At 65.4% G+C, this 25,446-nt stretch carries 23 protein-coding genes and 1 tRNA gene; 4 read left to right on the top strand and 20 right to left on the bottom strand.

Annotated elements, in window-relative coordinates; genetic code table 11:
- Positions 1-151 precede the first annotated feature (151 nt).
- Positions 152-556: a tautomerase family protein gene (locus tag RM50_RS07855; protein ID WP_043451499.1), complete on the bottom strand. Its 405-nt coding sequence runs from the start codon at positions 554-556 to the stop codon at positions 152-154.
- Positions 557-701: 145 nt separating this feature from the next.
- Here RM50_RS07855 and RM50_RS07850 point away from each other — a divergent pair, with 145 nt between their 5' ends.
- Together RM50_RS07850 and RM50_RS07845 are read left to right on the top strand one after the other, a co-directional pair.
- A complete protein-coding gene (locus RM50_RS07850; RefSeq protein WP_043451497.1) occupies positions 702-1,058 on the top strand; it encodes an ArsR/SmtB family transcription factor in 357 nt (118 codons plus the stop codon).
- Positions 1,055-1,543, top strand: a complete 489-nt coding sequence (locus RM50_RS07845) for an SRPBCC family protein (RefSeq protein ID WP_043451496.1) — start codon at positions 1,055-1,057, stop codon at positions 1,541-1,543. The genes RM50_RS07850 and RM50_RS07845 overlap by 4 nt, the downstream gene beginning before the upstream one ends.
- On the opposite strand, the gene RM50_RS07840 is transcribed toward RM50_RS07845, so the two are convergent.
- The 16 genes from RM50_RS07840 to RM50_RS07765 all read right to left on the bottom strand — a co-directional run bounded on the left by RM50_RS07840 (position 1,495) and on the right by RM50_RS07765 (position 19,594).
- Positions 1,495-2,310: a triose-phosphate isomerase family protein gene (locus RM50_RS07840; RefSeq protein ID WP_043451494.1), complete on the bottom strand. Its 816-nt coding sequence runs from the start codon at positions 2,308-2,310 to the stop codon at positions 1,495-1,497. The two genes, RM50_RS07845 and RM50_RS07840, sit on opposite strands and share 49 nt — an antisense overlap.
- A gap of 27 nt (positions 2,311-2,337) precedes the next feature.
- Complete coding sequence (locus tag RM50_RS07835) at positions 2,338-3,684, bottom strand: MFS transporter (RefSeq protein ID WP_043451492.1); 1,347 nt, start codon at positions 3,682-3,684, stop codon at positions 2,338-2,340.
- A 101-nt stretch (positions 3,685-3,785) separates the two neighbouring features.
- Positions 3,786-4,553 carry an SDR family NAD(P)-dependent oxidoreductase gene (locus tag RM50_RS07830; protein WP_043451491.1) on the bottom strand — a complete coding sequence of 256 codons (768 nt, stop codon included), beginning with the start codon at positions 4,551-4,553 and terminating at the stop codon, positions 3,786-3,788.
- A 54-nt stretch (positions 4,554-4,607) separates the two neighbouring features.
- Complete coding sequence (locus tag RM50_RS07825) at positions 4,608-5,561, bottom strand: 3-hydroxyacyl-CoA dehydrogenase family protein (protein WP_043451489.1); 954 nt, start codon at positions 5,559-5,561, stop codon at positions 4,608-4,610.
- The gene (locus RM50_RS07820; RefSeq protein WP_043451488.1) at positions 5,558-6,052 is read right to left on the bottom strand and encodes a ribose-5-phosphate isomerase; all 495 of its coding nucleotides are present in this window, start codon (positions 6,050-6,052) and stop codon (positions 5,558-5,560) included. The genes RM50_RS07825 and RM50_RS07820 overlap by 4 nt, the downstream gene beginning before the upstream one ends.
- A gap of 11 nt (positions 6,053-6,063) precedes the next feature.
- The gene (locus tag RM50_RS07815) at positions 6,064-7,785 is read right to left on the bottom strand and encodes a dihydroxyacetone kinase family protein (RefSeq protein WP_043451485.1); all 1,722 of its coding nucleotides are present in this window, start codon (positions 7,783-7,785) and stop codon (positions 6,064-6,066) included.
- Positions 7,786-7,821: 36 nt separating this feature from the next.
- The gene (locus RM50_RS07810) at positions 7,822-8,820 is read right to left on the bottom strand and encodes a sugar phosphate isomerase/epimerase family protein (protein ID WP_043451484.1); all 999 of its coding nucleotides are present in this window, start codon (positions 8,818-8,820) and stop codon (positions 7,822-7,824) included.
- Between the two features lie 125 nt (positions 8,821-8,945).
- Positions 8,946-9,635: a GntR family transcriptional regulator gene (locus RM50_RS07805; protein WP_043451483.1), complete on the bottom strand. Its 690-nt coding sequence runs from the start codon at positions 9,633-9,635 to the stop codon at positions 8,946-8,948.
- A gap of 111 nt (positions 9,636-9,746) precedes the next feature.
- Positions 9,747-10,523, bottom strand: coding sequence for an SDR family NAD(P)-dependent oxidoreductase (locus RM50_RS07800; protein WP_043451482.1), 777 nt, complete (start codon positions 10,521-10,523; stop codon positions 9,747-9,749).
- 10 nt (positions 10,524-10,533) lie between these two features.
- A complete protein-coding gene (locus RM50_RS07795; RefSeq protein ID WP_043451481.1) occupies positions 10,534-11,883 on the bottom strand; it encodes an MFS transporter in 1,350 nt (449 codons plus the stop codon).
- A gap of 254 nt (positions 11,884-12,137) precedes the next feature.
- Positions 12,138-12,869: a FadR/GntR family transcriptional regulator gene (locus RM50_RS07790; RefSeq protein WP_043451477.1), complete on the bottom strand. Its 732-nt coding sequence runs from the start codon at positions 12,867-12,869 to the stop codon at positions 12,138-12,140.
- A gap of 182 nt (positions 12,870-13,051) precedes the next feature.
- Positions 13,052-13,954 carry a succinate--CoA ligase subunit alpha gene (gene sucD / locus RM50_RS07785; protein ID WP_043451474.1) on the bottom strand — a complete coding sequence of 301 codons (903 nt, stop codon included), beginning with the start codon at positions 13,952-13,954 and terminating at the stop codon, positions 13,052-13,054.
- 11 nt (positions 13,955-13,965) lie between these two features.
- Positions 13,966-15,135 carry an ADP-forming succinate--CoA ligase subunit beta gene (sucC, locus tag RM50_RS07780; RefSeq protein WP_043451473.1) on the bottom strand — a complete coding sequence of 390 codons (1,170 nt, stop codon included), beginning with the start codon at positions 15,133-15,135 and terminating at the stop codon, positions 13,966-13,968.
- 223 nt (positions 15,136-15,358) lie between these two features.
- Positions 15,359-16,078: a hypothetical protein gene (locus tag RM50_RS07775; RefSeq protein ID WP_043451472.1), complete on the bottom strand. Its 720-nt coding sequence runs from the start codon at positions 16,076-16,078 to the stop codon at positions 15,359-15,361.
- Between the two features lie 82 nt (positions 16,079-16,160).
- Positions 16,161-18,653, bottom strand: a complete 2,493-nt coding sequence (pcrA, locus tag RM50_RS07770; RefSeq protein WP_043451471.1) for a DNA helicase PcrA — start codon at positions 18,651-18,653, stop codon at positions 16,161-16,163.
- Between the two features lie 110 nt (positions 18,654-18,763).
- The gene (locus RM50_RS07765) at positions 18,764-19,594 is read right to left on the bottom strand and encodes an inositol monophosphatase family protein (protein WP_043451470.1); all 831 of its coding nucleotides are present in this window, start codon (positions 19,592-19,594) and stop codon (positions 18,764-18,766) included.
- A gap of 32 nt (positions 19,595-19,626) precedes the next feature.
- Between RM50_RS07765 and RM50_RS07760 the strand changes: the two genes are divergently transcribed.
- On the top strand, positions 19,627-20,253 hold the full coding sequence (locus tag RM50_RS07760) for a hypothetical protein (RefSeq protein ID WP_043451469.1): 627 nt from the start codon (positions 19,627-19,629) through the stop codon (positions 20,251-20,253).
- Positions 20,254-20,277: 24 nt separating this feature from the next.
- Here the strand turns inward: RM50_RS07760 and RM50_RS07755 are convergent, their stop codons facing one another.
- The 3 genes from RM50_RS07755 to RM50_RS07745 form a co-directional block, all read right to left on the bottom strand.
- The gene (locus RM50_RS07755) at positions 20,278-22,950 is read right to left on the bottom strand and encodes a hypothetical protein (RefSeq protein WP_043451468.1); all 2,673 of its coding nucleotides are present in this window, start codon (positions 22,948-22,950) and stop codon (positions 20,278-20,280) included.
- Positions 22,940-24,298 (bottom strand): SWIM zinc finger family protein, encoded by a 1,359-nt coding sequence (locus RM50_RS07750; RefSeq protein ID WP_052260042.1) that lies wholly within the window; start codon positions 24,296-24,298, stop codon positions 22,940-22,942. Before RM50_RS07750 ends, RM50_RS07755 begins: the two co-directional genes overlap by 11 nt.
- A 199-nt stretch (positions 24,299-24,497) precedes the next feature.
- Positions 24,498-25,289, bottom strand: a complete 792-nt coding sequence (locus tag RM50_RS07745; protein ID WP_043451467.1) for a DUF998 domain-containing protein — start codon at positions 25,287-25,289, stop codon at positions 24,498-24,500.
- An 83-nt stretch (positions 25,290-25,372) separates the two neighbouring features.
- Between RM50_RS07745 and RM50_RS07740 the strand changes: the two genes are divergently transcribed.
- Positions 25,373-25,445: transfer RNA gene (locus tag RM50_RS07740), tRNA-Arg, on the top strand.
- The last annotated feature ends 1 nt before the right edge of the window (position 25,446 follow it).

Here is a 25,446-nt window from a genome sequence, read left to right as displayed (position 1 = left end):
CTTTGAGGGGCAGGAACTCCGGAACTGGCAGGCCGTGGTGTGGGCCACAGGCACTACTTTGCCGTAGTTCCAATGTCCTGTCAAAGGTTTGTACTGACATACTTACAACATACGTTTCGCCGCACTCTTCCCATGAGGAATGGGCACCCGGCTACTTCTTGGGCACAGCCAATTCGCCCGTGACGTACTGGGCGCGGCCAAATCCGAACGACCAGTCCCCGGCGGTGTTTTCGACATAGCCAATAAAGACGTCCTCGCCGGCAACACCCACGCCAGCAAGCTTTTCAGCCACCGCCGCAAAGAGCCGCTGCTTGACCTCCTGGGACCGGCCGCCCTGGGTGAAGATCTGGATCATCACCACTCCCCCGGTGCGCTCAAACCCCAGTCCCGCGTCCTGGGCGAAGATCTGGCCCTGCGCGTGTTCGGTCAGGATATGGAAGTAGTCACGTTCCGGAATTCCGTACTCCGCAAGGATGGCGTCATGGATCCCGCGGCTCAGCTTCTGCAGATCCTCCGGTGAGCGCCCCTCGTTGACGTCAATGCGTACCAATGGCATGAAAGTATCTCCTCGAGTAGTTTGTCCTAACATACTAACAAAGGATTTTTCGAAGAAACAAGACCCTTGAAAGGGGGGCGCAACCGGGGTTACGATTAGTCAATCAAGAGATTGATAAACAAAGAGGTTGATTAAGGGGCCGGGCATGACCAATGACGCGGAATTGGACTCCGCATTCCTCGCCCTGGCCGACCCCGTGCGGCGAAGCATCATTGCCCGTTTGAGCCGTGGCCCGGCCACGGTGAACGAGCTGGCGGAGCCGTTCGAGATTTCCAAGCAGGCAGTCTCGAAGCACATCCAGGTACTCGAGCAGGCGCAGCTGGTGACCCGCACCAGGGATGCCCAGCGCAGGCCCGTCCACCTGAACCCCGCACGGCTGGAAGCGCTCACTGCCTGGATTGACCAGTACCGGTTGGTCCGCGAGGAGCAGTTCCGCAGCCTCGATGCCGTGCTTGAATCCAGCGCCGGGCAAGCGGCGCCAACGGCAAAGGACAGGAAATGAGCAATCCACTGAGAATCACGGCCCCGGAGGGACTCCCCTACATCGACTTCGAGCGGGAGTTCGACTTTCCGGTGGCGGATGTCTTCCGGGCACACAAGGACCCGGAGCTGGTGGCCCGGTGGCTGGGTCCGCGGGGCATGAAGATGGACATGGACCATTACGATTTCCGCACGGGCGGGAGCTACCGGTACATTCACACCGGCCCGGAGGGGGTCCCATACGAGTTCCGTGGAATCTTCCACACGGTGCGCGAGAACGAGTTCGCCCTGCAGACCTTCGAGTTCGGCGGCTACCCGGACTCCGTGAGCCTCGAGTCCATGACTTTTGAACCGCTCGACGGCGGCCGGTGCAGGCTGCGGGGCCACGCCATGTACCCAAGCATGGAGGCGCGGGACGGCATGCTGCACTCGGGCATGGAAGGCGGCATGTCCGAAGGCTATGAGCGCCTTGACGAGCTCCTGGCCGGGGCGTCGGCGCCTGCCTGACGCTGGAGGAGCGCTTCGTCAAGCACCCGGCCCAGGTTTGCGGCGTCGTGGGCGAAGCGGCCCAGGAAGAGTCCGTCCGCAGCGGGCAGCTGCGGGAGCAGTCCCGGCCCGGCGCTGCCGCCGTAGATGATGGGGCAGCCCGGGCCCAGGGCTGTCCGGATCGAGGTGAGGACGGCGTTGACGTGCTGCGCCGGCGCCGGCTCCTGCGCGCCGATGGCCCACACCGGTTCGTAGGCTAGCACCAGGCGGTTCAGCAGGGTGGGACTTCCCCCCGTGGCAGCGTGGACCTGCCCCAGGCAGAAGTCCGCGGCAGCCCCGGCGTCGAGCCTGTCCGGCTCACCGATGCACAGCAGCGGGGTCAGGGAATGGTCGACGGCGGCACGCACCTTGCGTGCCACGACGGCGTCGTCCTCCCCGAACAGCCGGCGGCGTTCGGCGTGGCCGATTTCGACGAGCGAGACGCCGAGCTCGGCCAGCATCCCGGGGCTGACCTCCCCGGTCAGTGGACCGCCGCCCCACGCGCAGTTCTGGGCGCCGAGCAGGACCGGCGAGCCGGCCAGGATCCGGGCCGCGGGCTCAAGGACCGGGAAGGAGGGGATGACAAAGACCCGGACCGTGGAATGCTCCGCTGCCAGTCCGGGCCTGTCATCGACGATGCACCGCACCTCCGACAGCCAGCGCAGGCTTTCCTGGTAGCCCAGGTACATCTTGGTGCTGACACCGATGAAGAGGGTGCCGTTGCCTGCGCTGCTGCCGGAGGTGCTCATGGTGTCCTTGCGTGGATAGTGCGGTGCTCAGTCGAGCAGGTCGTCGGCTTTGTTCTTGAACCGTTTCGTTGCGTACATCATCGCTGCGGCTACGAACGGCAGGACGCCCAGGGCGTAGACGCCCATGGATCCGGTGGGTGAGTGCGTGGCCTCGTTGACGGCGGTGCGCAGGATGGGGGCCACGAAGCCGCCCAGGTTGCCCAGCGAGTTGATCAGCCCGATGCCTGCCGCAGCGGCGGAACCGGCGAGGAACGCCGTGGGATAGGACCAGACCACCGGACCCACTGCCAGGAAGCTGCAGACGGCGAGGGTTATGAAGATCATGCCCAGGACCGGCTGGTGGTTGGTGCCTGCCCAGGCCGAGCCGAAGATGCACAGGCCGGTGGACAGGAACAGGATGGTGCCGAACTTGCGGCGCTTGGCCACGGTGTCGGCGGCCTTGCCGATGAAGTAGCAGGCGAAAATCCCGAAGAACCACGGGACGGCGATCAACAGCCCGACGGCGAGCCCCACCTTTTGCCCGGTCAGCGAGCTCACCTGCTGCGGCAGGAAGAACGTCACGCCGTAGACGGCGATCTGGAGGCAGAAGTAGATGACGGTGAAGTACCAGACGCGGCCATTGCGCATGGCCGCGAGGATGCCGCGGGGGCCGTGTTCGTCCTTGATGTTGTCCTCAAGGGCCATGACTTCCTTCAGCGCGTACTTCTCCTCGCGGCTGAGGAACTTGGCCTTCTCCGGTCCGTTAATCAGGAAGAAGAACGCCGCAACGCCCGCCAGGACGGCCAGCATGCCTTCGACGAAGAACATGACCTGCCAGCCGCGCAGGCCGGGAACCTGGTCGCCGATGTTGATCAGCCAGCCGGAGAGCGGATTGCCGATCATCTGCGAGAACGGCTGGGCCAGGTAGAAGATGGCGAACATCTGCACGCGCACCTTGTTCGGGAACCATTCGGCCAGGTACATGATGACACCGGGGAACAGGCCTGCCTCGGTCACGCCGAGGAGGAAACGCAGGATCACGAACGAGGTCTCGCCCTGCACGAAGGCGAAGCATGCGGACACGATGCCCCAGGTGATGGCAATGCGTGCCAGCCAGATCTTGGCGCCGACTTTCTTGAGCAGCAGGTTGCTGGGGATCTCGAAGATTGCGTAGCCGATGAAGAAGATGCCCGCCCCGAGGGCGAAGGCTGCGGCGGACACGCCCTTGTCCGCGCCCAGCGCCGCTTCGGCGAAGCCCACGTTGGTGCGGTCCAGGAACGAAACAACGTAGAGGATGACCAGCATCGGCATGAGCCGGCGGGCCGCTTTGAAGATCGCGGACTTCAGGACCGGACGGGCCAGGAGTTCCTTGGATGTTGCGGTGGTTTCTGACACAACACTCTCCTTCGAGTGGTGACGTTGGTTGTTCCCCGGGGGCCGGCGGCCCCCGGGCGTGGTGTGGCGCCCGGCCTTGTGATGCCGGGAGGTGGGCGCCGTCAGTGCATGTACAGGCCGCCGTCGACGTTCAGCGTCTGGCCGGAGATGTACCCCGCGTCCTCGCCGATGAGGAAGGAGATGGCCGCGGCGACGTCGCGGGTGGTGCCCACCCGGTTCACCACCAGGTCCTTGACGAGTTCATCCTTGCGTTCCTCGCTAAGGGTGCCGCCCATAATGTCCGTATCGATGGGACCGGGCGAGATGGCGTTGACAGTGATGTCGTACTCGCCCAGTTCCCGGGCGGTGGCGCGGGTCAGGCCGATGACGCCGGCCTTGGCCACCGAGTACGGAGTCTTGCTGAACGTTCCGCCGCCCCGCTGCGCGGAAACCGACGAAATGTTCACGATCCGGCCCAGCCGGTTCTTTGCCATGGACTCGGCGGCCCGGCGGGTGGCGTAGTGGACACCGTTCATGTTGATGTTGACCACGCGGTCCCATTCGGTTCCATCGAGCTCCAGATAGGGGACGGGTGAGCTGACGCCTGCGATGTTGGCCAGGGCAACCAACTGGGGAAGCTCGGCCTCGATCTCGTCGATGGCGGCCCGCACGGAGGCTTCGTCGCCAATATTGGCGCCGGCACCGTGGGCTTTGACACCGTGCCTGTCCGCCAGTTCCTTGGCCAGGTTCTTGCTGGCGGCGTCGTCCAGGTCGATCACGCCGATGTTCCAGCCGCGCTCGGCCAGGTACTCGGCGGTGGCCCGGCCGATGCCGCGCTCGGAGACGGCACCGGTGACAATCACCGTGCGGTCGGTGGGGAATGAAGTCATGGTTTTCCTTTTGGATGAACGGGAACTGGAGGGCGTTGCCAAGGCAGGCGTTGCCTAGGACAGCGGCGCAGGTCCCAGTTCCTCGATGAGCTTCTGCATGGCCACGTACGCCTTGTTCCGGTAGGCAACCAGGGCTGCGGTGCGGTCGGCGGGGACGTCAAGGAAGCCGGAGCCGGTCTTGGTGCCGAGCTGCCCGGCGTCGACCTTGTCCTGCAGGATCTTCGGGGTGGCGAACCGCTCCGGGAATCCGGTCTGCAGTGACTTGTAGCAGAAGGCGTAGACGTCCAGCCCTGCCATGTCGGCGATGGCGAACGGGCCGAAGAACGGCAGCCGGAAGCCGAAGGTGGTGCGGACCAGGGTGTCCACGTCCTCGGCGGTGGCGATGCCTTCCTCCACTACCTGGGCGGCCTCGTGGAAGAGGGCGTACTGGAGCCGGTTCAGCACGAAGCCGGTGACGTCCTTGACGGTGGCCGTTTCCTTGCCGGTCTCCCCCACGATGGTGCGGGCGGCCTGGACGGTTGCCTCGGAAGTTCCCTCGTGCGGGATGACTTCCACGCCGGGAATGAACGGGGCGGGGTTGGAGAAGTGGACGCCCAGGAACCGCTCCGGGTTGTCGACGACCTCGGCGAGTTTGGCGATGGAAATGGTGGAGGTGTTGGAGCCGATGATCGCGTCGGGGCGGGCGGCAGCGCTGATCCGGGCCAGGGTGGCGTGCTTGATCTCGAGGACCTCCGGCACCGCTTCCTCGATGTACTCGGCGTCAGCTACTGCTTCTTCGATGTCCTTGGCGGCCCAGAGGTTTTCCTTGAGCAGGTCCGTTGCGTTGGCCGGGAAGAGGCCTGCAGCGACGAATTCGTCGGATTCCTTCAGCAGCCGTTCGTAGTTGCTCCGGGCGATTTCGGCGGAGACGTCCGCCAGGGCCACGCGGGCCCCGGCGAGTGCCAGGACCTGGGCGATTCCGCCGCCCATGTAGCCGGAGCCGACGACGGCGATGTTACGTGTGCTCATTTGGTGTCAAGTCCTTCCGACGCGCCCTCATAGGAGCAGATGGCGTCTACTTTGGCCGCGGATGCGGAGTTTTCATCGAAGCGGTAGTTGAGCCACTCGCCCACCAGCTTCTTGGCAAGTTCCAGGCCGATGACGCGCTGGCCCATGGTCAGCACCTGCGCGTTGTTGGACAGCACGGAGCGTTCCACGGAATAGCTGTCGTGGGCCGTGACTGCGCGGATGCCCGGTACCTTGTTGGCCGAGATGGCCACGCCCAGGCCGGTGCCGCAGATCAGCAGCGCGCGGTCCGCTTCGCCGGCGGCCACCTTGCGGGCTGCTGCAACGGCCAGGTGCGGGTAGGCCGTGGAGTCGTTGGCGCCGACTCCTACGTCCTCCACCGACGCAACGCGGGGGTCCGCCTCCAGCAGTTCGCGCAGGGCGTTCTTGTATTCGACGCCGGCTTCATCGTTGCCGACGACGATGCGCCAGCCTAGCTGGGATTGCTCAGTCATAAGGGTTCTCCTTAGTTGCTTTCGATCGAGGCGGCGTACTCGGCCACCCGGCGGGCGATGAGGCCGAAGGACACAGCACCGGGGTCGGGATGGCCAATGCTCTTTTCCGCCAAAGGCCGGGCACGGCCTTTCTTCGGGCTGAGGCCGGCAGTCGCGTCAGCGGCCTTGGCGGCCGCCTCCGCCGCCGCACGAAGGCTGCCGGCCAGGCTGCCGCCGTCGTCAATTTCCTTGGCGAAGGTGTCGGCGAACGGAAGCAGCGCGTCCACCATGGTCTTGTCTCCGGCTTCGGCCTTGCCCAGGGTGATGATGGCGTCGCGGAGAGCGTTGACGGCTGCCGCTGCGTCAGCCGCGGTATAGGCGTCCTTGCTGCCAAGGGTCCTGCCGACGGCAGTGACGGCCGCGCCCCAAAGGGCCCCGGAAGTACCGCCGGCGCGCTCGGCCCACTGCTCCCCCGCCGCCGCGAGGACTTCCTCCAGGCCGGCGCCGCCTGCGTGGGACTTCTCCGCTGCAGCAACGGCTGCGTCCACGCCGCGCCGCATGCCGATGCCGTGGTCCCCGTCCCCGGCGATGGCGTCAAGCTTCCCGAGCGCCTCCTCATGTTCGACGACGACGGCCTGGGCTTCCTTCAGGGCGCCCACGGCGGTGGCCGCCAGGGCGGTGGAGGCTGCCGTGGCAGCCAGCGCCGGAGTCGCTTCGGCGTCTTCCAGGGCCTCCAGCGAACGGGCCCGGCGGGGAGCCAGGTTGCCCTTCCGGAAGGCGGGGGTATCAGCCGGCGCGGCCCAGAATTTCTCCAGTTCCCCGTCCAGCCAGAACAGCGTCAGCGACAGTCCGGACATGTCCAGACTGGTTACCAGTTCGCCGCATTCGGGCTCCACGATCTCAAGGCCGGCTGAGGTCAGAAGCGACTCGATCCTGCCAAACAGCAGGAACAGTTCGTCATATTTGACCGTGCCCAGGCCGTTCAGGATCGGCACCACGCGGGTACCGGCGTTTTCAGGCTTGTCCTTCAGCAGTCCGTCCACCAGCAGCTTGGCGAGTTCGCTGGCGGTGGGCAGCGGCTGCTCCGAGATTCCGGGTTCGCCGTGGATGCCAAGTCCGACGGACATCATGCCTTCAGGCACCGTGAACAGGGGTTCCTCCGCGCCGGGAAGGGTGCAGCCGGCGAAGGCCACGCCAAGCGAGCGGGTGTGGTGGTTGGCCTTGATGGCGAGGCGTTCCACCTCGTCCAGGTTGAGGCCCGCTTCTGCTGCCGCCCCGGCCACCTTGAAGACCGTAAGGTCCCCGGCGATGCCGCGGCGTTTGCCGATCTCTTCGAGGGGGGCGCTGGCGATGTCATCGGTGACCAGGACGGTCCGGGTTTCGATGCCTTCGGCGTTCAGCTTGTCCTGTGCCTGGCCGAAATGGAGGACATCGCCCGCGTAGTTGCCGTAGCTCAGCAGGACGCCGCCGCCGGTATGGGATGCCTTGGCCACCCGGTAAACCTGACCGGCGGCAGGGGACGCAAACATGTTGCCGCAGGCACTTCCGGCCGCGAGCCCGGCACCCACCAGGCCCGCGAAGGCCGGGTAGTGGCCGGAACCGCCGCCAATGACCAGCGCCACCTGGCCGTCAGGTGATTCGGTTGAACGGACCACTCCGCCGTCAACGCGGGCCACGTACTGGCGGTTGGCCGCGACGAAGCCGTCGAGGGCGTCGTCGGCAAACTGCGCTGGATCGTCAAATATCTTTGTCATGATTCCTCGTTGAACCGCTTGGGGTGGTTGCGGGACTTAGCGTGCCGGGACGGCAGCCGGGGTTTGCCGGCCCTGGGCCACCATGCTGGTTCCCAGTGCATAGCTGTCCCGTTTGGGCAGGACCTGGCGGCGCAGGTAGTCCTGGTTGGCGGCCGTGACGCTCAGGCCGTCCCCGCCGTAGTGTTCGGTGCAGATGATGCCCTGGAAACCTACGGAGAGGGCGAACTGGAAGGCCTCGCGGTAGCTGATGAGGCCTGATTCCATCGGCGCCGGCATGGCGACATAGTGGTCCCGGGCCTGGTCCTCATCGCGGATGTAGTTCTTCACGTGCCAGTAGTTGGAGTACGGCAGCGTCTTGTGGACCAGTTCACGCCAGTCCTCGATGGGCCGGTGCAGGCGGATCAGGTTTCCCAGGTCCGGGTTCAGTCCCACGTTGGGCAGGTCGATGTCCTGGACCAGCTGCACGGACGAGTCCCCCGTGCCCAGGTAGGTGTCCTCGTACATCTCCAGGGACACCAGGAGGCCGAGCTCGGCCGCGTGCTTGCCCACTTCGCGGATGCGGCTGACGGCGTTGTTCCAGCTTTCCTTGTCACCGACGGGATCCTTGTGGCCTTCGACGGTCCAGAACCACAGCTGCTTCTGCTGCTCGGGGGTGATCGCCTGGTGCAGGCCGATGGAGACAACTTCGCAGCCAAGCTGCGCCGCGGCTTCGAGGGTGCGGTGGGTGTAGGCCAGGTTTTCCTCCCACTTCCCTTCCTCGATCACGCTGCGGCGGATGGCTGAGATGGAGGGAAGCCCCAGGCCAGCGGCGGTGGCCGCAGCCTTCAGCTCGTCCAGCCGGGCGCTGGAAAGATCGCCGGGGCGGACCCAGCTGTCGGTGAGGTCGGCGTTGGAGAAACCGGCATCGGCCACTTCCTCGAAGACCCGCTGCCAGTCGCTGGCAGGGGCATCCTGGGCAGTGGTTCCGTCCGGCCGGGTTCCGGGGAACTGCAGCAGGGCGGCGGCAATGGGCCAGTTATCGGCGGTGTACGGCATTGTCACTCCAGATCTCGAATCGCATTTCCTATAGGATCTATGCTTGTACGTGTCCCTGTCAAGGGGTTGGGGGACGGCCTCGCGGGGAAGCCAGGGGTGGTGCGGGGCGGCCGCCGGCGCTATTGCTAGCTGCGCACTTCGCTGTCGTGCTGGGAGCGCTGTTTGACGCCTTCGATGTGGTCGATCATCTTTTGCCGGGCAAGCTCGGCGTCACCGGCCTCAAATGCTTTGAGGATTTCAGTGTGCTCGGCGATGGCATAATCGGCATCCGTGACGCCCAGGCCGCCGAAGAAGCGGAAGCGCTGCACCTGGCCGCCCAGGGCGTTGTATGCGGACAGCAGGAACTGGTTGTCCGCCGATTCGGCGATGAGTCGGTGAAACCGCTCGTCGGCTTCCCAGTACGCACGGAACTCAGCGAACGACGGACCGCGCGGTGCGGCCTTCAGGTCCTCGATGGCCTGTTGAAGCTGCCCGGTCAGCTCGCTGCCCGCGTGCCTGCAGGCCATGAAGGCATTGGCGGGCTCGATGACCAGCCTCGCGTCCATCAGGTCCGCCAGCTCATCGGGGGTGAACAGCGGCGCCACGCGGTAGCCGCGCAGGGCCATTCTCCGGACCATCCCGGTGGCTTCAAGCCGGGCGAGCGCCTCGCGGACAGGCGTCGGGGAAACGTCCAGCTCCCGGGCCATGCCATCGATGCTGACCGGCGTGCCGGCTTCAAGCCGGCCGTCCATCAGGGCAACCAGGAGCGCTTCGTAGACGTGGTCGGCGAGGACCTGCCTGCTCACGCCGCCGGAGGCCTGGTTCTTGGTTGCCATGTAGAAATCCTATAGCCGGTGAAGGTGCGGGAACGCCGGGGGCAGGTGTCTCCGGGCACACCCCCGCCGGTGCCGTGCTGCCAGGCAGCACGGCACCGGCGGGCTGCCGCGTCAGGAAACCTGCAGGCCGCCGTTGATGTCGTAGGTGGCGGCCGTGATGTAGCCGGCATCCTCGCCCAACAGGAAGGCGATGAGGGCGGCAACTTCCTCCCGCGTTCCAACGCGGCCCATCATGATCCCTTCGGACATCTGGGCCTTGCGCTCATCGGTCAGGGTTCCGCCCATGATGTCGGTGTCGATCGGGCCCGGGGCGATGGCGTTCACGGTGATGTTGTGCTCGCCCACTTCCCTGGCCAGGGCACGGGTGAACCCCAAAATTCCGGCCTTGGAGGCGCTGTACGCAACCTTGGAGTAGGTTCCGCCGCCGCGCTGGGCGGAGATGGAGGAGATACTGACGATCCTTCCCAGTTCCCGCTGGATCATGCCCTTGAGGACGCGCTGGGAAACGAGGAAAGTGCCGCGCATGTTGATGGCGAAGACCTTGTCCCATTCCGCCACGGTGGTTTCCATGAAGGGGGTGGGCGAGCTGATCCCGGCCAGGTTGACGAGTCCGACGATGGGCGGCAGCGACTCCTCGATCTCCGCGATGGCGCGGTCCACCGACGCCTCGTCCGAGACGTCAGCGCCTACCCCGAGGGCCTTGACCGCACGGCTGGAACCGATCTCGGCTGCCGCCGCCTGGGCGTCTTCGGCATTGATGTCAAGGATGGCGATGGACCAGCCCTCGCTGGCCAGTCGGTCGGCGGTTGCGCGGCCGATGCCGCGGGCGGAGGCCGCGCCGGTCAGGACCGCCGTGCGCTCTGCGGGAAAAGTGTGCTGTGTTGTCATTGCTGTTTTCCTAGTGGGTTTCGGCGGCGGGAACGGTGACTCCGGGGGCAGAGACACCCTCGGGCCGCTTGCGGGCGTAGAGGTAGGTGGCGGCAGCGGTCACCGCCAGGCAGGCGGCCAGGAAGACCAGGCCGGTCTGGCTGTTGCCGGTGGCATCCTTGAGGATGCCCACGATGTAGGGAGCCACGAAGCCGCCCAGGTTGCCCAGGGAGTTGACCATGGCGAGGCCCGCGGCGGCCGCGGCGCCGGTGAGGGCAGCGGAGGGCATGGCCAGGAAGGGCGCGATGGCCGAGTAGATGCCCATTGCCGCCAGGGTCAGGAAGACCATGGCAAGCACGGCATTGACCGGGAGCAGGTAGCCAGCGCCCAGGAGGCCGACGGCAGCGAGCACCATGCTCATGCTGGCATGCCACACGCGGTTGCCGGTACGGTCCGACCGCTTGCTCCAGAAATAGACGAAGACGGCCGCGATGGCATAGGGGATGAAGACGATGAACCCCACCTGCGTTGAGTCAAACTTGCCCAGTGCCTTGACGATGGTGGGCAGCCAGAGCCCCAGGCCGTAGATGCCGCAGACCAGGCCGAAGTACAGCGCGGAGTAGGCGATGGTGCGGGGGTCCTTGAGGCCGGCCAGGAAGTTGTGGTTTCCGGACTTCTGCTTGTGGGCCAGCTCAGCGGCCATGGTGGTCGACAGCCATTCACGCTCTTCCGGCTTGAGCCACTTGGCGTGCTCGGGGCGGTCGGTCATGACGAACGGCGTGATGATGCCGAGGATGATGGCCGGAATGCCCTCGAGGATGTAGAGCCACTGCCAGCCGTGCAGGCCGGCCACGCCCTCCAGGTTCAGGAGCATGCCGGACACGGGTGCGCCCAGGGCGTTCGAGATGGGCTGCGCCAGGATGAAGATGCCCAGCACGGTGACCCGCTGCGCTGCGGGGAACCAGAGCGTCAGGTAGAAGAGGATGGCGGGGAAGAAACCGGCTTCTGCCGCCCCGAGTAGGAAGCGGATGACGTAGAAGGTGGCTTCGCCGTTGACCAGGAACATGGCCGTGGCGAAGATGCCCCAGCTGATCAGGATGCGGGCAATCCACTTGCGGGCACCGTACCGGTACATGCCGCCATTGCTGGGAATCTCCAGGAGTGCATAGCCCAGGAAGAAAATGCCGGCACCCAGGCCGTAGGCGGCCTCGGTCAAACCAATGTCGCCCTGCATTCCGAGTTTTGCGAAGCCCACGTTGTTACGGTCAAGGTAGGCGATGAAGTACAGCAGGACGATCAGGGGCATGAGCCTCCTGCGGACCTTGCGGAGGGTAGTCTCGCCCAGTTCGCTGAGTGCAGGGGCGGAAGTACGGGAGGTCATCGCGGGCCTCCCGCCGGGGTGTGGAAACCCTTGAAAAGGGAATGCGCGCACATAACGACTCCTTTGGCTGGCGGCATTGGGGGGAAATTGATATCAGATGTCTGATGTCTGACTGAGATTCTAGTCACAGGTGCGTGGGACCGTCAACACAGGTCATGGTGCCGCGTAAGGGGTTGCAGCTTATTGAGAGGGATAGGGAAGCACGGCGTCCCCATGTCCAGCAGCTGCCCGTCGCCGACAGGGCGAAACAGTCCTCAGCCGGCAGTTGCGCCGCTGCGGCTGGAGACCGCGAGGTAGTGCTCGTAATCCTCGAAGGTTTGGGTGATGTGGGCGTCCATGGTGGAACGGGCGGTGGCAGGATCGCCCGCGGCAATGGCAGCGAGGACCATCTTGTGATGATGGATCGCGTGGCGCTGCACGTCCGGGAAAGCGGAGGTCTCCCGCCGCATGGCATACAGCAGGGTGGAGAGCTGGCCCAGCAGTGCTGGCACGAAGGGGTTCCCGGAGGCGCGCAGCACGGTGTCGTGGAAGGCGATGTCGGCGATTGTCAGGGCGTCGACGTCCCCCGCCTGGTGCGCCGCTTCCATCTGCTCCACGCTGTCCTGGAGGGCAGTGAGATCGGCCGGGCGGTGGCGGGAGGCTGCGAGCTCGGCTGCCCCGGTCTCCACCATGCGGCGGACCTCAAGCAGGCGGAGGGCCACTTGGTCGGAGGCCACTCCCTTCGACGCTGCCCGCATGATGGCATCCAGTCCGGTCCAGCGTTCGGGCGGATTGACGAAAGTGCCAAGGCCGCGCTTGACGTAGACAACGTCCTGCGCCTTCAGCACTTTCATGGCCTCCCGGGCCGTCAGCCTGCTGACACCCGATTCCTTGGCGATGTCTGCTTCGGGCGGCAGGGCGTCGTCGGCCTTGATGTCGCCGCTGATGATGTGTTCGAGGACCTTGTCCACGACAGCGTCGACCAGGGTGGGTCGCTTCTCTGCCATCGTTGTTCCCCTGCCTGCGCGCCCGCGGCGCCATGATTTTCCTTCCCCAACATTACTCGACCGGGTTGGGCAGGAGCCGCCCGCCGCCGTCGCCGTTCGTTAAAAACGAACGCGAGGCCACCCGGTGTTCCGTCCCATGGCTGGGACGGACCGGGTGGCCCCGCGCTGAGGCTGCCGTCGTCCTAGAGGGCTGAGTAGACCTCGCGGAGCAGCTTGGCGGTCTCGGACGGCGTCTTGCCAACCTTGACGCCGGCAGCTTCCAGGGCTTCCTTCTTGGCCTGGGCGGTACCGGCCGAGCCGGAGACGATGGCGCCTGCGTGGCCCATGGTCTTGCCTTCGGGGGCGGTGAAGCCGGCCACGTAGCCAACAACCGGCTTGGTGACGTTGGCCTTGATGAAGTCGGCTGCGCGCTCTTCGGCGTCGCCGCCGATTTCGCCGATCATGACGATGGCCTTGGTCTCGGGGTCAGCCTCGAACGCGGCCAGGGCATCGATGTGGGTGGTGCCGATGATGGGGTCGCCGCCGATGCCGATAGCGGTGGAGAAGCCCAGGTCGCGCAGTTCGTACATCATCTGGTAGGTCAGGGTGCCGGACTTGGACACCAGGCCGATGGGGCCCTTGCCGGTGATGTTGGCGGGCGTGATGCCCACCAGGGCTTCACCGGGGGTGATGATGCCGGGGCAGTTCGGGCCAATGATGCGGGTGACCTGGTTGCCGTCGGCGTCCAGCTTGGACTGGGCGAGGGCCCAGAATTCGGCGGAGTCCTGGACCGGAACGCCTTCGGTGATGACGACGACCAGGCCGATGCCGGCCTCGATGGCTTCGACGACGGCGTTCTTGGTGAATGCCGGCGGCACGAAGACGATGGAGACGTCGGCGCCGGTCTCAGCCATGGCTTCCTTGACGGTGCCGTAGACGTTGATTTCGTTATCGCCGTGCAGGACGGTGGTACCGGCCTTGCGGGCGTTGACGCCGCCCACGATGTTGGTGCCGGCCTTGAGCATCAGGGCGGTGTGCTTGGTGCCTTCGCCGCCGGTGATGCCCTGGACGATGACCTTGGAGTCTTTGTTCAGATAGATAGACATGGTGCGTCCCTTTACTTCGCTGCGTTGGCGAGTTCGGCGGCCTTGTCGGCGCCCTCGTCCATGGTGGCGGCCAGGGTAACCAGCGGGTGGTTGGCCTCGGTGAGGATGCGGCGGCCTTCCTCGACGTTGTTGCCGTCGAGGCGCACTACCAGCGGTTTGTTGGCGGAGTGGCCCAGCTCGGCCAGCGCGCCGACGATGCCCTTGGCGACAGCGTCGCACGCGGTGATACCGCCGAAGACGTTGACGAACACGGACTTGACCTGCTCGTCGCCCAGGATGACGTCCAGGCCTGCGGCCATGACCTCGGCCGAGGCGCCGCCACCGATGTCGAGGAAGTTTGCGGGCTTGACGTTGCCGTGGTTCTCACCGGCGTAGGCAACAACGTCGAGGGTGGACATGACCAGGCCGGCGCCATTGCCGATGATGCCTACTTCGCCGTCGAGCTTGACGTAGTTGAGGTCCTGCGCCTTTGCCTTGGCCTCAAGGGGATCGGCAGCGTCCTTGTCCTCGAGCTGGGCGTGCTTGGGGTGGCGGAAGTCGGCGTTCTCGTCCAGGGAGACCTTGCCGTCCAGCGCCAGGATGTCACCGGTGCCGGTCTTGACCAGCGGGTTGACCTCCACCAGGGTGGCGTCTTCCTTCTTGAAGACATCCCACAGCTTGAGGATGACGCCGGCGACCTTGCCGCGCAGTTCCTCAGCAAAGCCGGCGGCGGCGACGATTTCGTCGGCCTTGGCCTGGTCGATGCCCACGGCGGGGTCGATGGCGATCTTGGCCAGCGCTTCGGGACGTTCGACGGCGAGCTGCTCGATCTCCATGCCGCCCTCAACCGAGCACATGGCCAGGTAGTTGCGGTTGGCCCGGTCCAGCAGGACGGAGAAGTAGTACTCCTCGGCGATGTCCGCACCCTGGGCAATCATCACCTTGTTGACGGTGTGGCCCTTGATGTCCATGCCCAGGATGTTGGAGGCGTGCTCAAACGCCTCGTCGGCGGACTTTGCGACCTTGACGCCGCCGGCCTTGCCGCGGCCGCCTACCTTGACCTGTGCCTTGACAACGGTAACGCCGCCGATCTTCTCGGCAGCTGCCTTTGCTTCTTCTGGGGTGTACGCCACGATGCCGGCAAGCACGGGTACACCGTGCGCCTCGAACATATCGCGCGCCTGGTATTCAAACAGGTCCACGGTTTAGTGTCCTTCTACGTCGAAGTAGTTTCTGTACAGTCGGACACCATCGGTAAGACGATGACCGGGCTGCGGATTGCACGCACCGGCGGCCTGTTGGAAACGAGCCACGCGGCGTAATGCTCCATGGGGAACTCTAGTCCTTTGGAGGGACCGGGCCGTCCCAGACTACCGCTTATGTGAGTAAGCACACTATTCTATGGGGCGTAGAAAAACCGCGGATTTACGGGGTTTTTGGCGCCTCCGGCTGCGGTGGCGGGCTGCTTTTGGCCGCGCCCGGGATCAGTTCGTAACGTTCCGGAGAGATGAAGAATCCGACGCCGGCCGAGACGTTTCCGCACGCCACACCGCCGTTGTAGGCGGAGCATCGCAGACCGTTGCGTTCGAGGTTTTGCCCGTCCATGAGGACCGGCAGCTCCGCAAGGGGACCGGCCTTGGTGCCCCGCGGTCCGTAGGCTGCCTCCATGCTTGTGACGCCGGAGCGGCATCCTCCGTAGTGTGCCGTGTCGGGCGAGAGCAGCGCGGTGCCGCCCAGGTAGCCAAGGTGGGTTCCGGCGCAGTCGTCCGTGACGTCCCCCGGCCGGGGCGCCGGGTAGGTGGCGAGTTCGCAGTGGGCCACCGGAACGATGGGCAGCTTGTTGTTGGCGGCGTCGCCGTAGCTGTTCTGTTCATAGGGCAGGTCCACGTGGTCGCCCCGGGCGGACGTCAGGGAGCACGCGATGGCCCGGTCCTGGGTGATGAAGGAGAGGACGCCGGTGCCGCTGGAGAACGCCTTGGCCTCGGCGAGGGGAGCCTTTTCCAGTTGCTCCATGGGCTGGGGCGGATCGGGCGGGATGTAGGAGGGGTCCGCAGTGGTCACGCTGCACCCTGTGGCGGTGGAAACCATGGTGGCAAGGAAAAGGGCGGCGAGCATCCCCCGTACAGTCCGTCGCATGGCGTCCATTATGCCTTTGCCGCTCCCCCGCCACCGCACCTTGCGGCTCCGCACCGCACCGTGCCGAAGCGGGGGAACCGGGGCGGCGGGCTCAGGCGTCCAGCTTGGTCAGCGGGGCGTAGCGCAGCAGCAGGCGTTTCTCGCCGACGTCGAATTTGACCTTTGCCACGGTCTTGTCGCCGGCCCCTTCAAGCGCCAGGACTGTTCCGTTGCCGAAGCTTGTGTGGTTGACCTTGTCCCCCACGCTGACGGCGATGATTTCCTTTTGCGGCTGCACCCGGTTCTTGGCGATGAATGCAGGGACGTCGGCGTTGAAGCCGGCGGAGGAGTCCGCCGCAGCGCCCCGGGCAGTTCCGGCGCCCCAGAACGAGCCGCTGTAGCGGCCGGATCCGATGGAGCCGCCGCCTGCCCACGACTGGCGGCTGGTCCCTTCGCGCTTCCATTCCAGGAGCTCGGCGGGAATCTCCTCCAGGAACTGGCTGGCGGGGTTGTACTGGCTTTGGCCCCACATGCTGCGGACCTCGGACCGTGTGACGTAAAGCCGCTTGCGGGCGCGGGTGAGGCCCACATAGGCCAGCCGGCGTTCCTCGGCCAGTTCCTTGGGGTCGGTGGCGGAGCGCTGGTGTGGGAAGAGTCCGTGCTCCATGCCGGTAAGGAACACGACCGGGAACTCCAGGCCCTTGGCCGTATGCAGGGTCATCAGCGTCACCACGCCGAGCCGCTTGGCCTCGGCCACGGCGGCGTCAATGTCGGCGCCGGGGGCGTCGGGGATCTGGTCGGCGTCGGCCACGAGGGATACCTGTTCCAGGAACGCGGCCAGTGTGCCTTCCGGGTTTTCCTGCTCGTATTCACGAACCACGGCCACCAGTTCGGCCAGGTTCTCCACCCGGGACTCGTCCTGCGGGTCGGTGCTGGAGCGAAGCGCAGCGAGGTAGCCGGTCTGTTCCAGGACGGCTTCGAGCGCGGCGGCGGCGCCGGACCCGGCAGCCACTTCGGCGAGGTCGTCCAGCATCTTCACGAAGCCCAGGACGGCGTTGACCGACCGGGTGGCCATGCCGGGTGCCTGGTCGGCGCGGCGTGCAGCTGCCATGAAGGACGTCCGCTCCCGCTCCGCCAGCGCGGCGACGGCCCCTTCTGCCCTGTCGCCGATGCCACGCTTGGGCTCGTTCAGGACGCGGCGCAGGTTGACGTCGTCGTCCGGGTTCACCAGGACGCGGAGGTAGGCGAGGGCGTCCTTGATTTCCTTGCGCTCGTAGAAGCGTGTTCCGCCAACCACCTTGTACGGCAGGCCGACGCGGACCAAAACGTCTTCGATGGAGCGGGACTGGGCGTTGGTGCGGTAGAAGATGGCGACGTCGCCCGGCCGAAGGTTCTCCTCGTCCTGGAGCCGGTCGATCTCCTTGGCGATGAACTGCGCCTCGTCGTGCTCGTTTTCGCCCACGTAGCCAATGATCTTGTGGCCTTCGCCCTCGGCGGTCCACAGCCGCTTTTCCGGCCGGTTGGGGTTGCGCGAGATCACCGAGTTGGCGGCATTGAGGATGTTCTGCGTTGAGCGGTAGTTCTGCTCCAGCTTGATGGTGCGGGCTTCGGGGTAGTCCTTTTCGAACTCGACGATGTTCCGGATGTCTGCGCCGCGGAAGGCATAGATGGACTGGTCCGAATCACCCACCACGGTGAGTTCAGAGGCGCCGGGGCCTTCGCCGACTATCTCGCGGACCAGCGCGTACTGGGCGTGGTTGGTGTCCTGGTATTCGTCCACCAGGACGTGGCGGAACCGGCGCCGGTAGGACTCGGCGAGCGCGGGGAAAGCCCGGAACATGTAGACGGTCTCAGCGATGAGGTCGTCGAAATCCATGGCGTTGGCTTGGCGGAGTCGCTGCGTGTACCCCTTGTACACGTCCGCTACGGCCTGCTCGAAGGGGTCGTTGTAATTTGCGGCCGAGGCGAAGGAGTCCGCGTCGATGAGTTCGTTCTTCAGCGCCGAAATCTTGTGTTGGATGGCCTTGGGTGCGAACTTCTTGGGGTCCAGGTCCAGGGCTTTGGAGACCTGGGTGACCAGGCGCAGGGAGTCGGCGGAGTCGTAGATGGAGAAGTTGGACTTCAGCCCTACGTTCGCGGCTTCCTGCCTAAGGATCCGCACGCAGGACGAGTGGAACGTGGAAATCCACATGATTTTGGCGCGGCCGCCCACCAGGGCCTCGATGCGCTCCCGCATCTCCGCCGCGGCTTTGTTGGTGAAGGTGATGGCCAGGATCTCGCCATGGTGGGCGCGGCCGGTGGCGATCAGGTACGCGATCCTGTTGCTGAGCACGCGGGTCTTGCCGGAGCCGGCGCCGGCGACGATCAGCAGTGCCGAACCTGCGTGCTTGACCGCTTCCTCCTGCTGCGGGTTCAACCCCTGCAGCAGGGCCTTGGCGTCCGGGCGGTGGCTCCGGTGTTGCCCTTCCGGTGCCCGCTCTGCGTGGACGTGGCCGCCACTGCCAGGTGCCCCCACAACGCCTTCTGACGGCGACTTGGTACGGGCAGTGGCTGCAGGAGCGGCCTTGAAGGGTCCGTCAGAGTACGGGTCAAACAACATATCCATGGTGCCTACAAGTCTAGGCGGTGGGACCGACAACGCCTTCCAGCCTGTGGATTACCAGCCCTTATCCACCGGCCAAAACCGTAAGCGCCCATGTCAGGGCAGCGAAATGCCTAGGCCACTGACGCTGACTCAAGGGCGGCACGCAACTGGCGCACCGCCGTCGTACCTCCTGCCAGGAACCACTCCAGCCCGTTCACCCGGACCGTGTCCACGGCGCCGCCTGCCGCCCGGACGATCGCCTTGCCCGGCAGCCAGTCCCATTCCGGGCAGCTGTGCTGGAACCAGCACCCCAGCTGCCCGTCCGCCACCCGGCCCAAATCGCACGAACCGGACCCAAGCATGCGAAGGGAGGCTGCGGATGTGGCCGCCGCATGCCACGGCATGGCGCACAGGGGGTCCATCAGCCAGGTGGGGTGGATGTAGGTGGCCGCACCAAGCTCGGCGACGCTGGTGCCGTTACGCCTGCCGCCGTCGTCGCTGAATACGGTCAGGACATCCCCGTTCAGGGTGGCCCGCCGGTCGCGGCCGCCCAGCCACAGCTTGTCCTCCTCGGGCTGGAAGATGGCACCCAACATCACATCGTCGCGGTCCTTGAGGGCGATCGCGGAGCACCAGTAGGTTGAGCCGTGCAGGAAGTTGTAGGTGCCATCCACGGGGTCGATGACCCAGGTGCGGCCGCTGGCGCCTTGGACGGCGGTCCCTTCCTCCCCCAGGATGCCGTCTTCCGGCCGGCAGCGCTGCAGCTGCTCCAGCACGTAGGCCTCGGCTGCGTGGTCCGCCGCGGTCACGACGTCTGAGACTGACGTCTTCTGTTCAGACTGCAGGCCGGCCATGCGCATGAGGAGCGCCAGCTGCCCGGCTTCACGGACCAGGGCCGCCGCCAGTTCGTAGTCGTCCAGGGATGGGTCAAGAACAGCTGCGCTGTGTCGGCCAGTGGTCATGGCTTCAGTTTATGGGGCGGGATAATGGTGCCATGGCCAAAACCCCTGCCCAGCGGATCAAGAAACACGGCGCCAACGCGGTGGTGCCCCAGCATCACCTGCCGCCGGTGGTCAACCCCAGCACGGAGCGCACGCCGGAAAAGGCGCAGGGCAACAGCAACCTGATCGTCATCGCCGGCGTCGTGGCCAGCCTGTTCCTCTTCTGGTACCTGCACCTGCTGACGTTGGACCAGCTCACGCAACTCACCCAAGGACTGGCCATGCCGGATTCGCTGGTGGGCGGCTTCGATCCCGCCTACATCAGCCGGCTGCAGGACGTGATGAACAGCGATGCGCTGGGCCAGCTGAACTATGTCCACAAGACCGCCGGGACCCTGTTCCCGCTGATCTTCGGCTTCACCTGGCTTCTGCTCATCGGCACCAACGTTGCGCGGAAGGCACTGCGCTGGGCGCTTTGGGCGTTGCCCCTGCTGTTCGTGGTGGTTCGGCTGTGGGGCAATGTGGCCATTGATGCCATGCTGGGCACGCAAGGTCCCGACGCCGGCCAGGTGGCTATGGCGTCCGGCCTCACCATCGCAGGCTGGGTGCTTCTGGTGCTGAGCCTGCTGGCCGGAGCTGCAGTAGTTCTCCTCAACAGGCGGACGCGGAAAGACCACTAAGCCGCAGTTCCCCGGGCGGCACTGCTAAGCGTTGATCCCCATGTCCGCTGCGAGCCGTTTCGCTTCCAGCGCGCTTTTCGTTCCGCTTTTAGATCCCGCCACCTTCAGCACGGCGGCAACAAATTCCGCCGGCACGTTTGCCGGTGTCCTCTGCCCGCGTGGAATTGCTGCCCACAACTCAGTGCAGGTGGCCAAGAGCTCGTCGGTACCGGCAGGCAGCCGTGGCCGTGCTGCGGCAACCTCGGCCAAGGCAGTCAGCGCGGGCCAAACCCTGTCCAGATGCCCTTCGTACGCCACCAACGCCAGGTTGCGGGTAAGCCGCCCCACGGCGAGCCCGCCGACATTCAACTGGTTTCGGGCCGCCTGGGCCAGCTGGTCTGCGAGCAGCAGTCCCCTCTTCGCCAGCTCCAGTGCAGTGCCAACGGCATCTGTCGGCTCGCTGGCAGCGAGTTGCGTAATCAGCCACTCGTGGGTCCAGAGACCGATTCCACCAGCGGTTGCGCCTGCCAGTTCCCCATTACGCCGGCATACCAGCCCGTCGTGGACTGCCCGTTCGCGGTGCCAGACGGCGCCCAGGTCCGGCCAGAAGGGCACGATGGTGGCGACCTCCAGCCAACTGCCCCGTGGCCACTCCTTGCCACCGCCGCCCCATAGGTCTGGTGACAGCAGCTCCTGGGGAAGGGACGGGAACCGGTCCAGCGGAACTGGCAGGACCAGTGCTTTGTTCACGGCCGGAGGCGTAAAGCCGCCTCCTGCGACCCAATCCCGGAGTATTCTTCCGGCCTGCCGTTCCGGGTTGTCGGCGCCGCCGAGGGGGCCCACTGGGATGTCGGGAAGGCTCGATGCCAGTTCCCCGTCCGTTGGCCCCAGACGCAGGAGTGCCTGGAAGAAGTCCGCTTCCCCGTACTGCCAACCTTCGCGCGCATAGAGATTGAGCACCGACACCAGTCGGCCCAGGTCGACGCGGAAATCGGAGTAGCTGGGCGTAGCGAGGGAATACGGGACGCTGCCGGCCTGGAGGGCCAATTCGCTATGGCGGAAGACGCGGATTGCGGAGAGGGCGTCGAGACGGGAGAACCAGTCAAACGGGTCGAAAGGCCCGGAGCGCGCACTTCGCACTTTGGCGGTAAGAAAATGATGAGCGGCCACGTCCCACCCATTTGACGCCCACAGCTTCACAACAGTTTCCGGGTCCGGGTATGCGAGTTGATCCGGCAGCCGCGGGGCAGGGCCCACGAATTGCGGGTCGGTCAGCGGATGACGGCGACCGTACCACTCGCGTACTTCCCGGGGAGCATGAAAGGCCGAACGAAGGAACCGGTCCAGGTACTGCTCCTCAACCACCGTGTGCCGTGAATGCCGGTCCCACCAGGGAAGCGGGAATTCAAGGTTCACCTCGGGCGCCACGTACGGTGGAATGAACGGCTGCTCCACCGTATCCGGAGCCCACAGCGACTGCCCTGAAAGTGGGTCTTCCCGGATGACAATGGCGGGAACACCCAGCACCTTTTCCGCCATTGACCGGATTTTGAGGTCAGCGGATCCGGCTGCGGCCTCCCAGCACATCCGCAGAACGCCGTCGCAACCTTCGGCTGGCTGGAGTGCCTTTAGATGCCGGACCAAAAATACCTGCGGCTTCTTCTCGCTTCTTGCAAACACTGCGCTGCTGAGTTCCTGCAGGTCACTTCCGCTCATCGGGGCCCCCAAGAGGAGTTCCAACGCCAGGAAAGACATGAATCCGGGCGCCGTTGCCACCACCGAGAGCAGGAGGGGGATGATCCTGCCTGTTTCTTCCTGCGTCGGTTTCAAGGCGTTCAGGACTTCGGCCAGCAGGCGTTGGTTGGGGGTTCCGTCGCAGCGTGACAGGGCCGTTTCAACGCGGCAAAGTACGTCGGCGCGGGTCAGCGTTCCCCTTTGCACATAGCCACAAAGGGCGGCGCCAACCCCGGAATCCTTCAAAGGGGCGAGCGCGTCGGCAGTGTCGAAACAGCGAATCAAGGCGTCGGGTGCAGTGTCATCGAGGTCGAAAAGGTCCATGAGCTGTGTCTGGGTACGTGGCAGAACCTCGCAGCATCCTGCCGGACCGATACGGAATTGGAGCCCTCCCCAGCTGGGATATTCGTACGTCCGGGCAGCATCCTCGTCCCAAACCTCGTGGACCTGCCGGAGGCAGCCATAATAAAAAGCCCACAGGCGGGGATATGCCTCCAAATCCATGGTGGGGATATTGAAATGGAGAATTAGCGGCAGGCAATGGCGGATGACGGCGGCGGCCGTCTCCCGTTCCGCTGTTGCATTCCGGACGATCGCTGCTGCCACAAATTCCCGGCACCATGCTTCGCCCTTCGCCACCATGGCATCGACCAGCAGCAGGACAGCTTGGCTCTTGCTCGAAGCCAGACTTCGCCAGGGCAGGAGCCGCGCAGCATTTCGCGGAGAACTGGCCATAACCGTGACCACGTCCCTGATGCTGAGGTTGGCGTAAAGGTTCTCCATGGTTATGTTGCCCACGGAGCGGTAGTCCGTATCATCCCGAAGGAGGGTGCGGCCGCTTTTTGCAAACCAGGCGGTGGCTTCCTTCAGATCGGACGAAGTAAGGTTCCTGATGTACTCCGGCACCGCTTTCCGGTCATCCTGTGTGACAAGCCGCCGGATGACCTGCACTGCTGTCGGATCGGCGCGCTCCTCAATCGCCATAGAGATCACCCTCCCGGTTCCCGCCAGCGTCCAGCAGGTGCAGCCGGACGGCCAGCACGTGTTTGCAGGGTCCCCTGGACCCCCGGTTGTCCATCCACCAGGGACACGTACACCGATAGGACCCGTCAGACCCGCTGATCCGGTACGCATAGGTTCCTGCAGTACTGCGGACTTCCCACCAGTGCTCCCTGCGTACCACGCCTCCGCCGGCAAGGACGCTGCGGGCAGCCGCAAGCCTTGGGTAGTCCTTCACAGTGCGTTTCCGGTCCAGCGGCAGTTCCCGGTGGAAGTACTCCCCCTCATACAGATCGAATCCGACTTTGCCGGAGGCGCCCAAATAGGCAAGTCCATGGTTAATCCGGGGCGCAGCCAACCCTGTCTTCGCCTGGAGCTCACCGGCGGAAACAACGGAGTGCCATGACAGGAACTTCAGCACAGTCTGCCCGTCAGCCTCCGCCCCGGGCGCCGCAAGCGACTCGGGGATCCCGCCTTCCCCGGAAAAGCCCCGCGCCGCGGCAGGAGAAAGCAGCAGCGTGAAGTTGGCTCCGGGCAGTTGGAACACCCAGGCACTGGAACCGCTGCCATGCTTGAAGATGTCCACGCGGGTGGCAAACCGTGCGACACGTCGTGCCGCAGCCAGCCGTCCGGTCCCGGCCAAGGTTACTGAGTGCGGCCTTGCCGTTGTCACTTCACGGAACCCTCGTGCAGATGGCAGCAATACAAGTGTGCGGCCCGGCCGCGCTGCCGGAAGAGACGACAGAAACTGGGCCATGGCAGGTCCGCCCATGGTGGCCAAGTGGGACATTCCCGCAGCGATGCCGGGGGTCTCGGCGAAACCCCTCACCCACCGGTCCGGGAGTTCGACTTTCCGCTCCAGGTGGCTCTCTGCCGGGGTGGAAACCAGCAGCCCATCACGGCCCACAGCCAGGTGCAGCAGCTCGTTCCTGTGGACGTTCGCCAGTGCAGACCGCAGGGCACTGTTGATGTCCACGTTGGTTGTTCCGAAGCCAATCTCGCCCCCGTCAAGGCCTGCCTCCAGGAGGTCGAGCCGCGCATAGACACCGTTGCAGGCAGAGAACGATTCGCACCGCAGCCGGTCTCCGCCGGCTGTCATGACTGGGTCCAGGACGTCGCTGAGGCGGAAGGCCGCATCGAAGTACCTCGACGCCGCGACGTCTGCCACGGCAAGAAGGGCGTTCGCCACCACGTCCGGACGGGCAGCAAATCCGCGGAAGAAACTCGGATTCTGCACCAAACCGTTCGGGGTGGCTCCCAGTGCAGATTCGAGCAGAAGCCGGCTCCCGCCGTCGGACTCCCGAAGCGTTGATTCCGCCAGGTAGGTACTCATGGAAGCGCCCCGGGACGCGCAGGTGCTGAAGGAGTGGAGCCAGCCAAACGACGGTGCTGGGACCGGTCCCCCACCGGCGAGGCCGCAGACGGCATCGACATGGCGCAAGCCTAGGCCTCAACCCAGCCGGCCGAGGGCTGAAAAGGGCTCAATTTATGGTCAAGAATCGCAAAGCCATCCAGCTGGCGACCATTGGGGCCTATCTGCGGGAAGCTCCATTGTGGACGGCCAGGGCAACAGCGCGGGCCGCAGCCCTCACCTGCTTCCGGTGCCGGTGCACCCGGCTGGCAATGACCAGCCCGGCGGCAGCCATTCCCACGGTGACCGGATAACCCATCAGCCGTTCCAGGGTGCCAGGCTCGGGAACCATCATGTGCGTCAGGCCACCGGTGGCAAGCGCGGCCAGCGACACACTGCCGCAGGCAAGGAGGAACCACGCCATTCCCGTTTTCCGGAGCCAGAGCAGCCCAAGCACCAGCAGGGCAGCGCCACCGGTGAGGAAATACGCTACGGCGCCCGCGTAATGCCACGGCGAGCCGACATCCTCAGGGACCAGTCCCACCACCACCGTTCCGGCCCCCGCAACGCCTGTGAGCAGCCGGACCGCAGTCGCCGCGATCCACGGTTTCCTGCGGCCCCAGTCCACGCGCGTCCCGGGCCGGCCCGCCACGCGCAGCAGCCCGGAGGTCAGCAGCACCGCCCCCAGCAGCAGCCCGAGGCCCTGGACCACGAACGATGCGTTCATCAGCCAGTTGAGCGGCGAGCACACCTCCCGGCCGGCATAGATTCCACAACTCAACGCGCCCAGGTCACTGATGTATCCGGTCCGCAGGTCATAGGGACGGGGTCCGGCCCAGGCCATCGCCACGGCGGCCTCCGCAAAGAAGTACTGCAGCACGCTCAGCACCGCCCAGGCGCCGATGTACTGCCGGGTGGACGCAACGTTCGGGATGAAGGCTGCGGCGGGAGTGGCAGTTGGGGCTGGACTCATGCCTTGAGCGTAGTACGCGCCGGTACCTTGTATGCTTGTAACCGTGTCCGGACGGACCGGCCCCGCCGAACCCCCGGATGCCAGCCCTCGTAGCTCAGTGGATAGAGCACGGCTCTCCTAAAGCCGGTGTCGTTGGTTCGATTCCAATCGAGGGCAC

The sequence above is a fragment of the Pseudarthrobacter phenanthrenivorans genome (genome assembly GCF_000813845.1).
GTDB classification, from domain to species: domain Bacteria; phylum Actinomycetota; class Actinomycetes; order Actinomycetales; family Micrococcaceae; genus Arthrobacter; species Arthrobacter phenanthrenivorans_B.
The sequence above is the reverse complement of the archived record's forward strand: the minus strand, read 5'-3'. Positions and strand labels throughout refer to the sequence as shown.

What these genes read in the sequence shown, in the direction of transcription:
- RM50_RS07795 (WP_043451481.1), bottom strand. Translation starts at nt 11,883, where the DNA reads ATGACCTCCCGTACTTCCGCCCCTGCACTCAGCGAACTGGGCGAGACT.
- RM50_RS07810 (WP_043451484.1), bottom strand. Translation starts at nt 8,820, where the DNA reads ATGCCGTACACCGCCGATAACTGGCCCATTGCCGCCGCCCTGCTGCAG.
- RM50_RS07830 (WP_043451491.1), bottom strand. Translation starts at nt 4,553, where the DNA reads ATGACTTCATTCCCCACCGACCGCACGGTGATTGTCACCGGTGCCGTC.
- sucD (WP_043451474.1), bottom strand. Translation starts at nt 13,954, where the DNA reads ATGTCTATCTATCTGAACAAAGACTCCAAGGTCATCGTCCAGGGCATC.
- RM50_RS07850 (WP_043451497.1), top strand. Translation starts at nt 702, where the DNA reads ATGACCAATGACGCGGAATTGGACTCCGCATTCCTCGCCCTGGCCGAC.
- RM50_RS07750 (WP_052260042.1), bottom strand. Translation starts at nt 24,298, where the DNA reads ATGAGTACCTACCTGGCGGAATCAACGCTTCGGGAGTCCGACGGCGGG.
- RM50_RS07800 (WP_043451482.1), bottom strand. Translation starts at nt 10,523, where the DNA reads ATGACAACACAGCACACTTTTCCCGCAGAGCGCACGGCGGTCCTGACC.
- RM50_RS07820 (WP_043451488.1), bottom strand. Translation starts at nt 6,052, where the DNA reads ATGACTGAGCAATCCCAGCTAGGCTGGCGCATCGTCGTCGGCAACGAT.
- RM50_RS07745 (WP_043451467.1), bottom strand. Translation starts at nt 25,289, where the DNA reads ATGAGTCCAGCCCCAACTGCCACTCCCGCCGCAGCCTTCATCCCGAAC.
- RM50_RS07825 (WP_043451489.1), bottom strand. Translation starts at nt 5,561, where the DNA reads ATGAGCACACGTAACATCGCCGTCGTCGGCTCCGGCTACATGGGCGGC.
- RM50_RS07775 (WP_043451472.1), bottom strand. Translation starts at nt 16,078, where the DNA reads ATGGACGCCATGCGACGGACTGTACGGGGGATGCTCGCCGCCCTTTTC.
- RM50_RS07845 (WP_043451496.1), top strand. Translation starts at nt 1,055, where the DNA reads ATGAGCAATCCACTGAGAATCACGGCCCCGGAGGGACTCCCCTACATC.
- RM50_RS07855 (WP_043451499.1), bottom strand. Translation starts at nt 556, where the DNA reads ATGCCATTGGTACGCATTGACGTCAACGAGGGGCGCTCACCGGAGGAT.
- RM50_RS07790 (WP_043451477.1), bottom strand. Translation starts at nt 12,869, where the DNA reads ATGGCAGAGAAGCGACCCACCCTGGTCGACGCTGTCGTGGACAAGGTC.
- RM50_RS07840 (WP_043451494.1), bottom strand. Translation starts at nt 2,310, where the DNA reads ATGAGCACCTCCGGCAGCAGCGCAGGCAACGGCACCCTCTTCATCGGT.
- RM50_RS07815 (WP_043451485.1), bottom strand. Translation starts at nt 7,785, where the DNA reads ATGACAAAGATATTTGACGATCCAGCGCAGTTTGCCGACGACGCCCTC.
- RM50_RS07805 (WP_043451483.1), bottom strand. Translation starts at nt 9,635, where the DNA reads ATGGCAACCAAGAACCAGGCCTCCGGCGGCGTGAGCAGGCAGGTCCTC.
- pcrA (WP_043451471.1), bottom strand. Translation starts at nt 18,653, where the DNA reads ATGGATATGTTGTTTGACCCGTACTCTGACGGACCCTTCAAGGCCGCT.
- RM50_RS07760 (WP_043451469.1), top strand. Translation starts at nt 19,627, where the DNA reads ATGGCCAAAACCCCTGCCCAGCGGATCAAGAAACACGGCGCCAACGCG.
- RM50_RS07755 (WP_043451468.1), bottom strand. Translation starts at nt 22,950, where the DNA reads ATGGCGATTGAGGAGCGCGCCGATCCGACAGCAGTGCAGGTCATCCGG.
- RM50_RS07765 (WP_043451470.1), bottom strand. Translation starts at nt 19,594, where the DNA reads ATGACCACTGGCCGACACAGCGCAGCTGTTCTTGACCCATCCCTGGAC.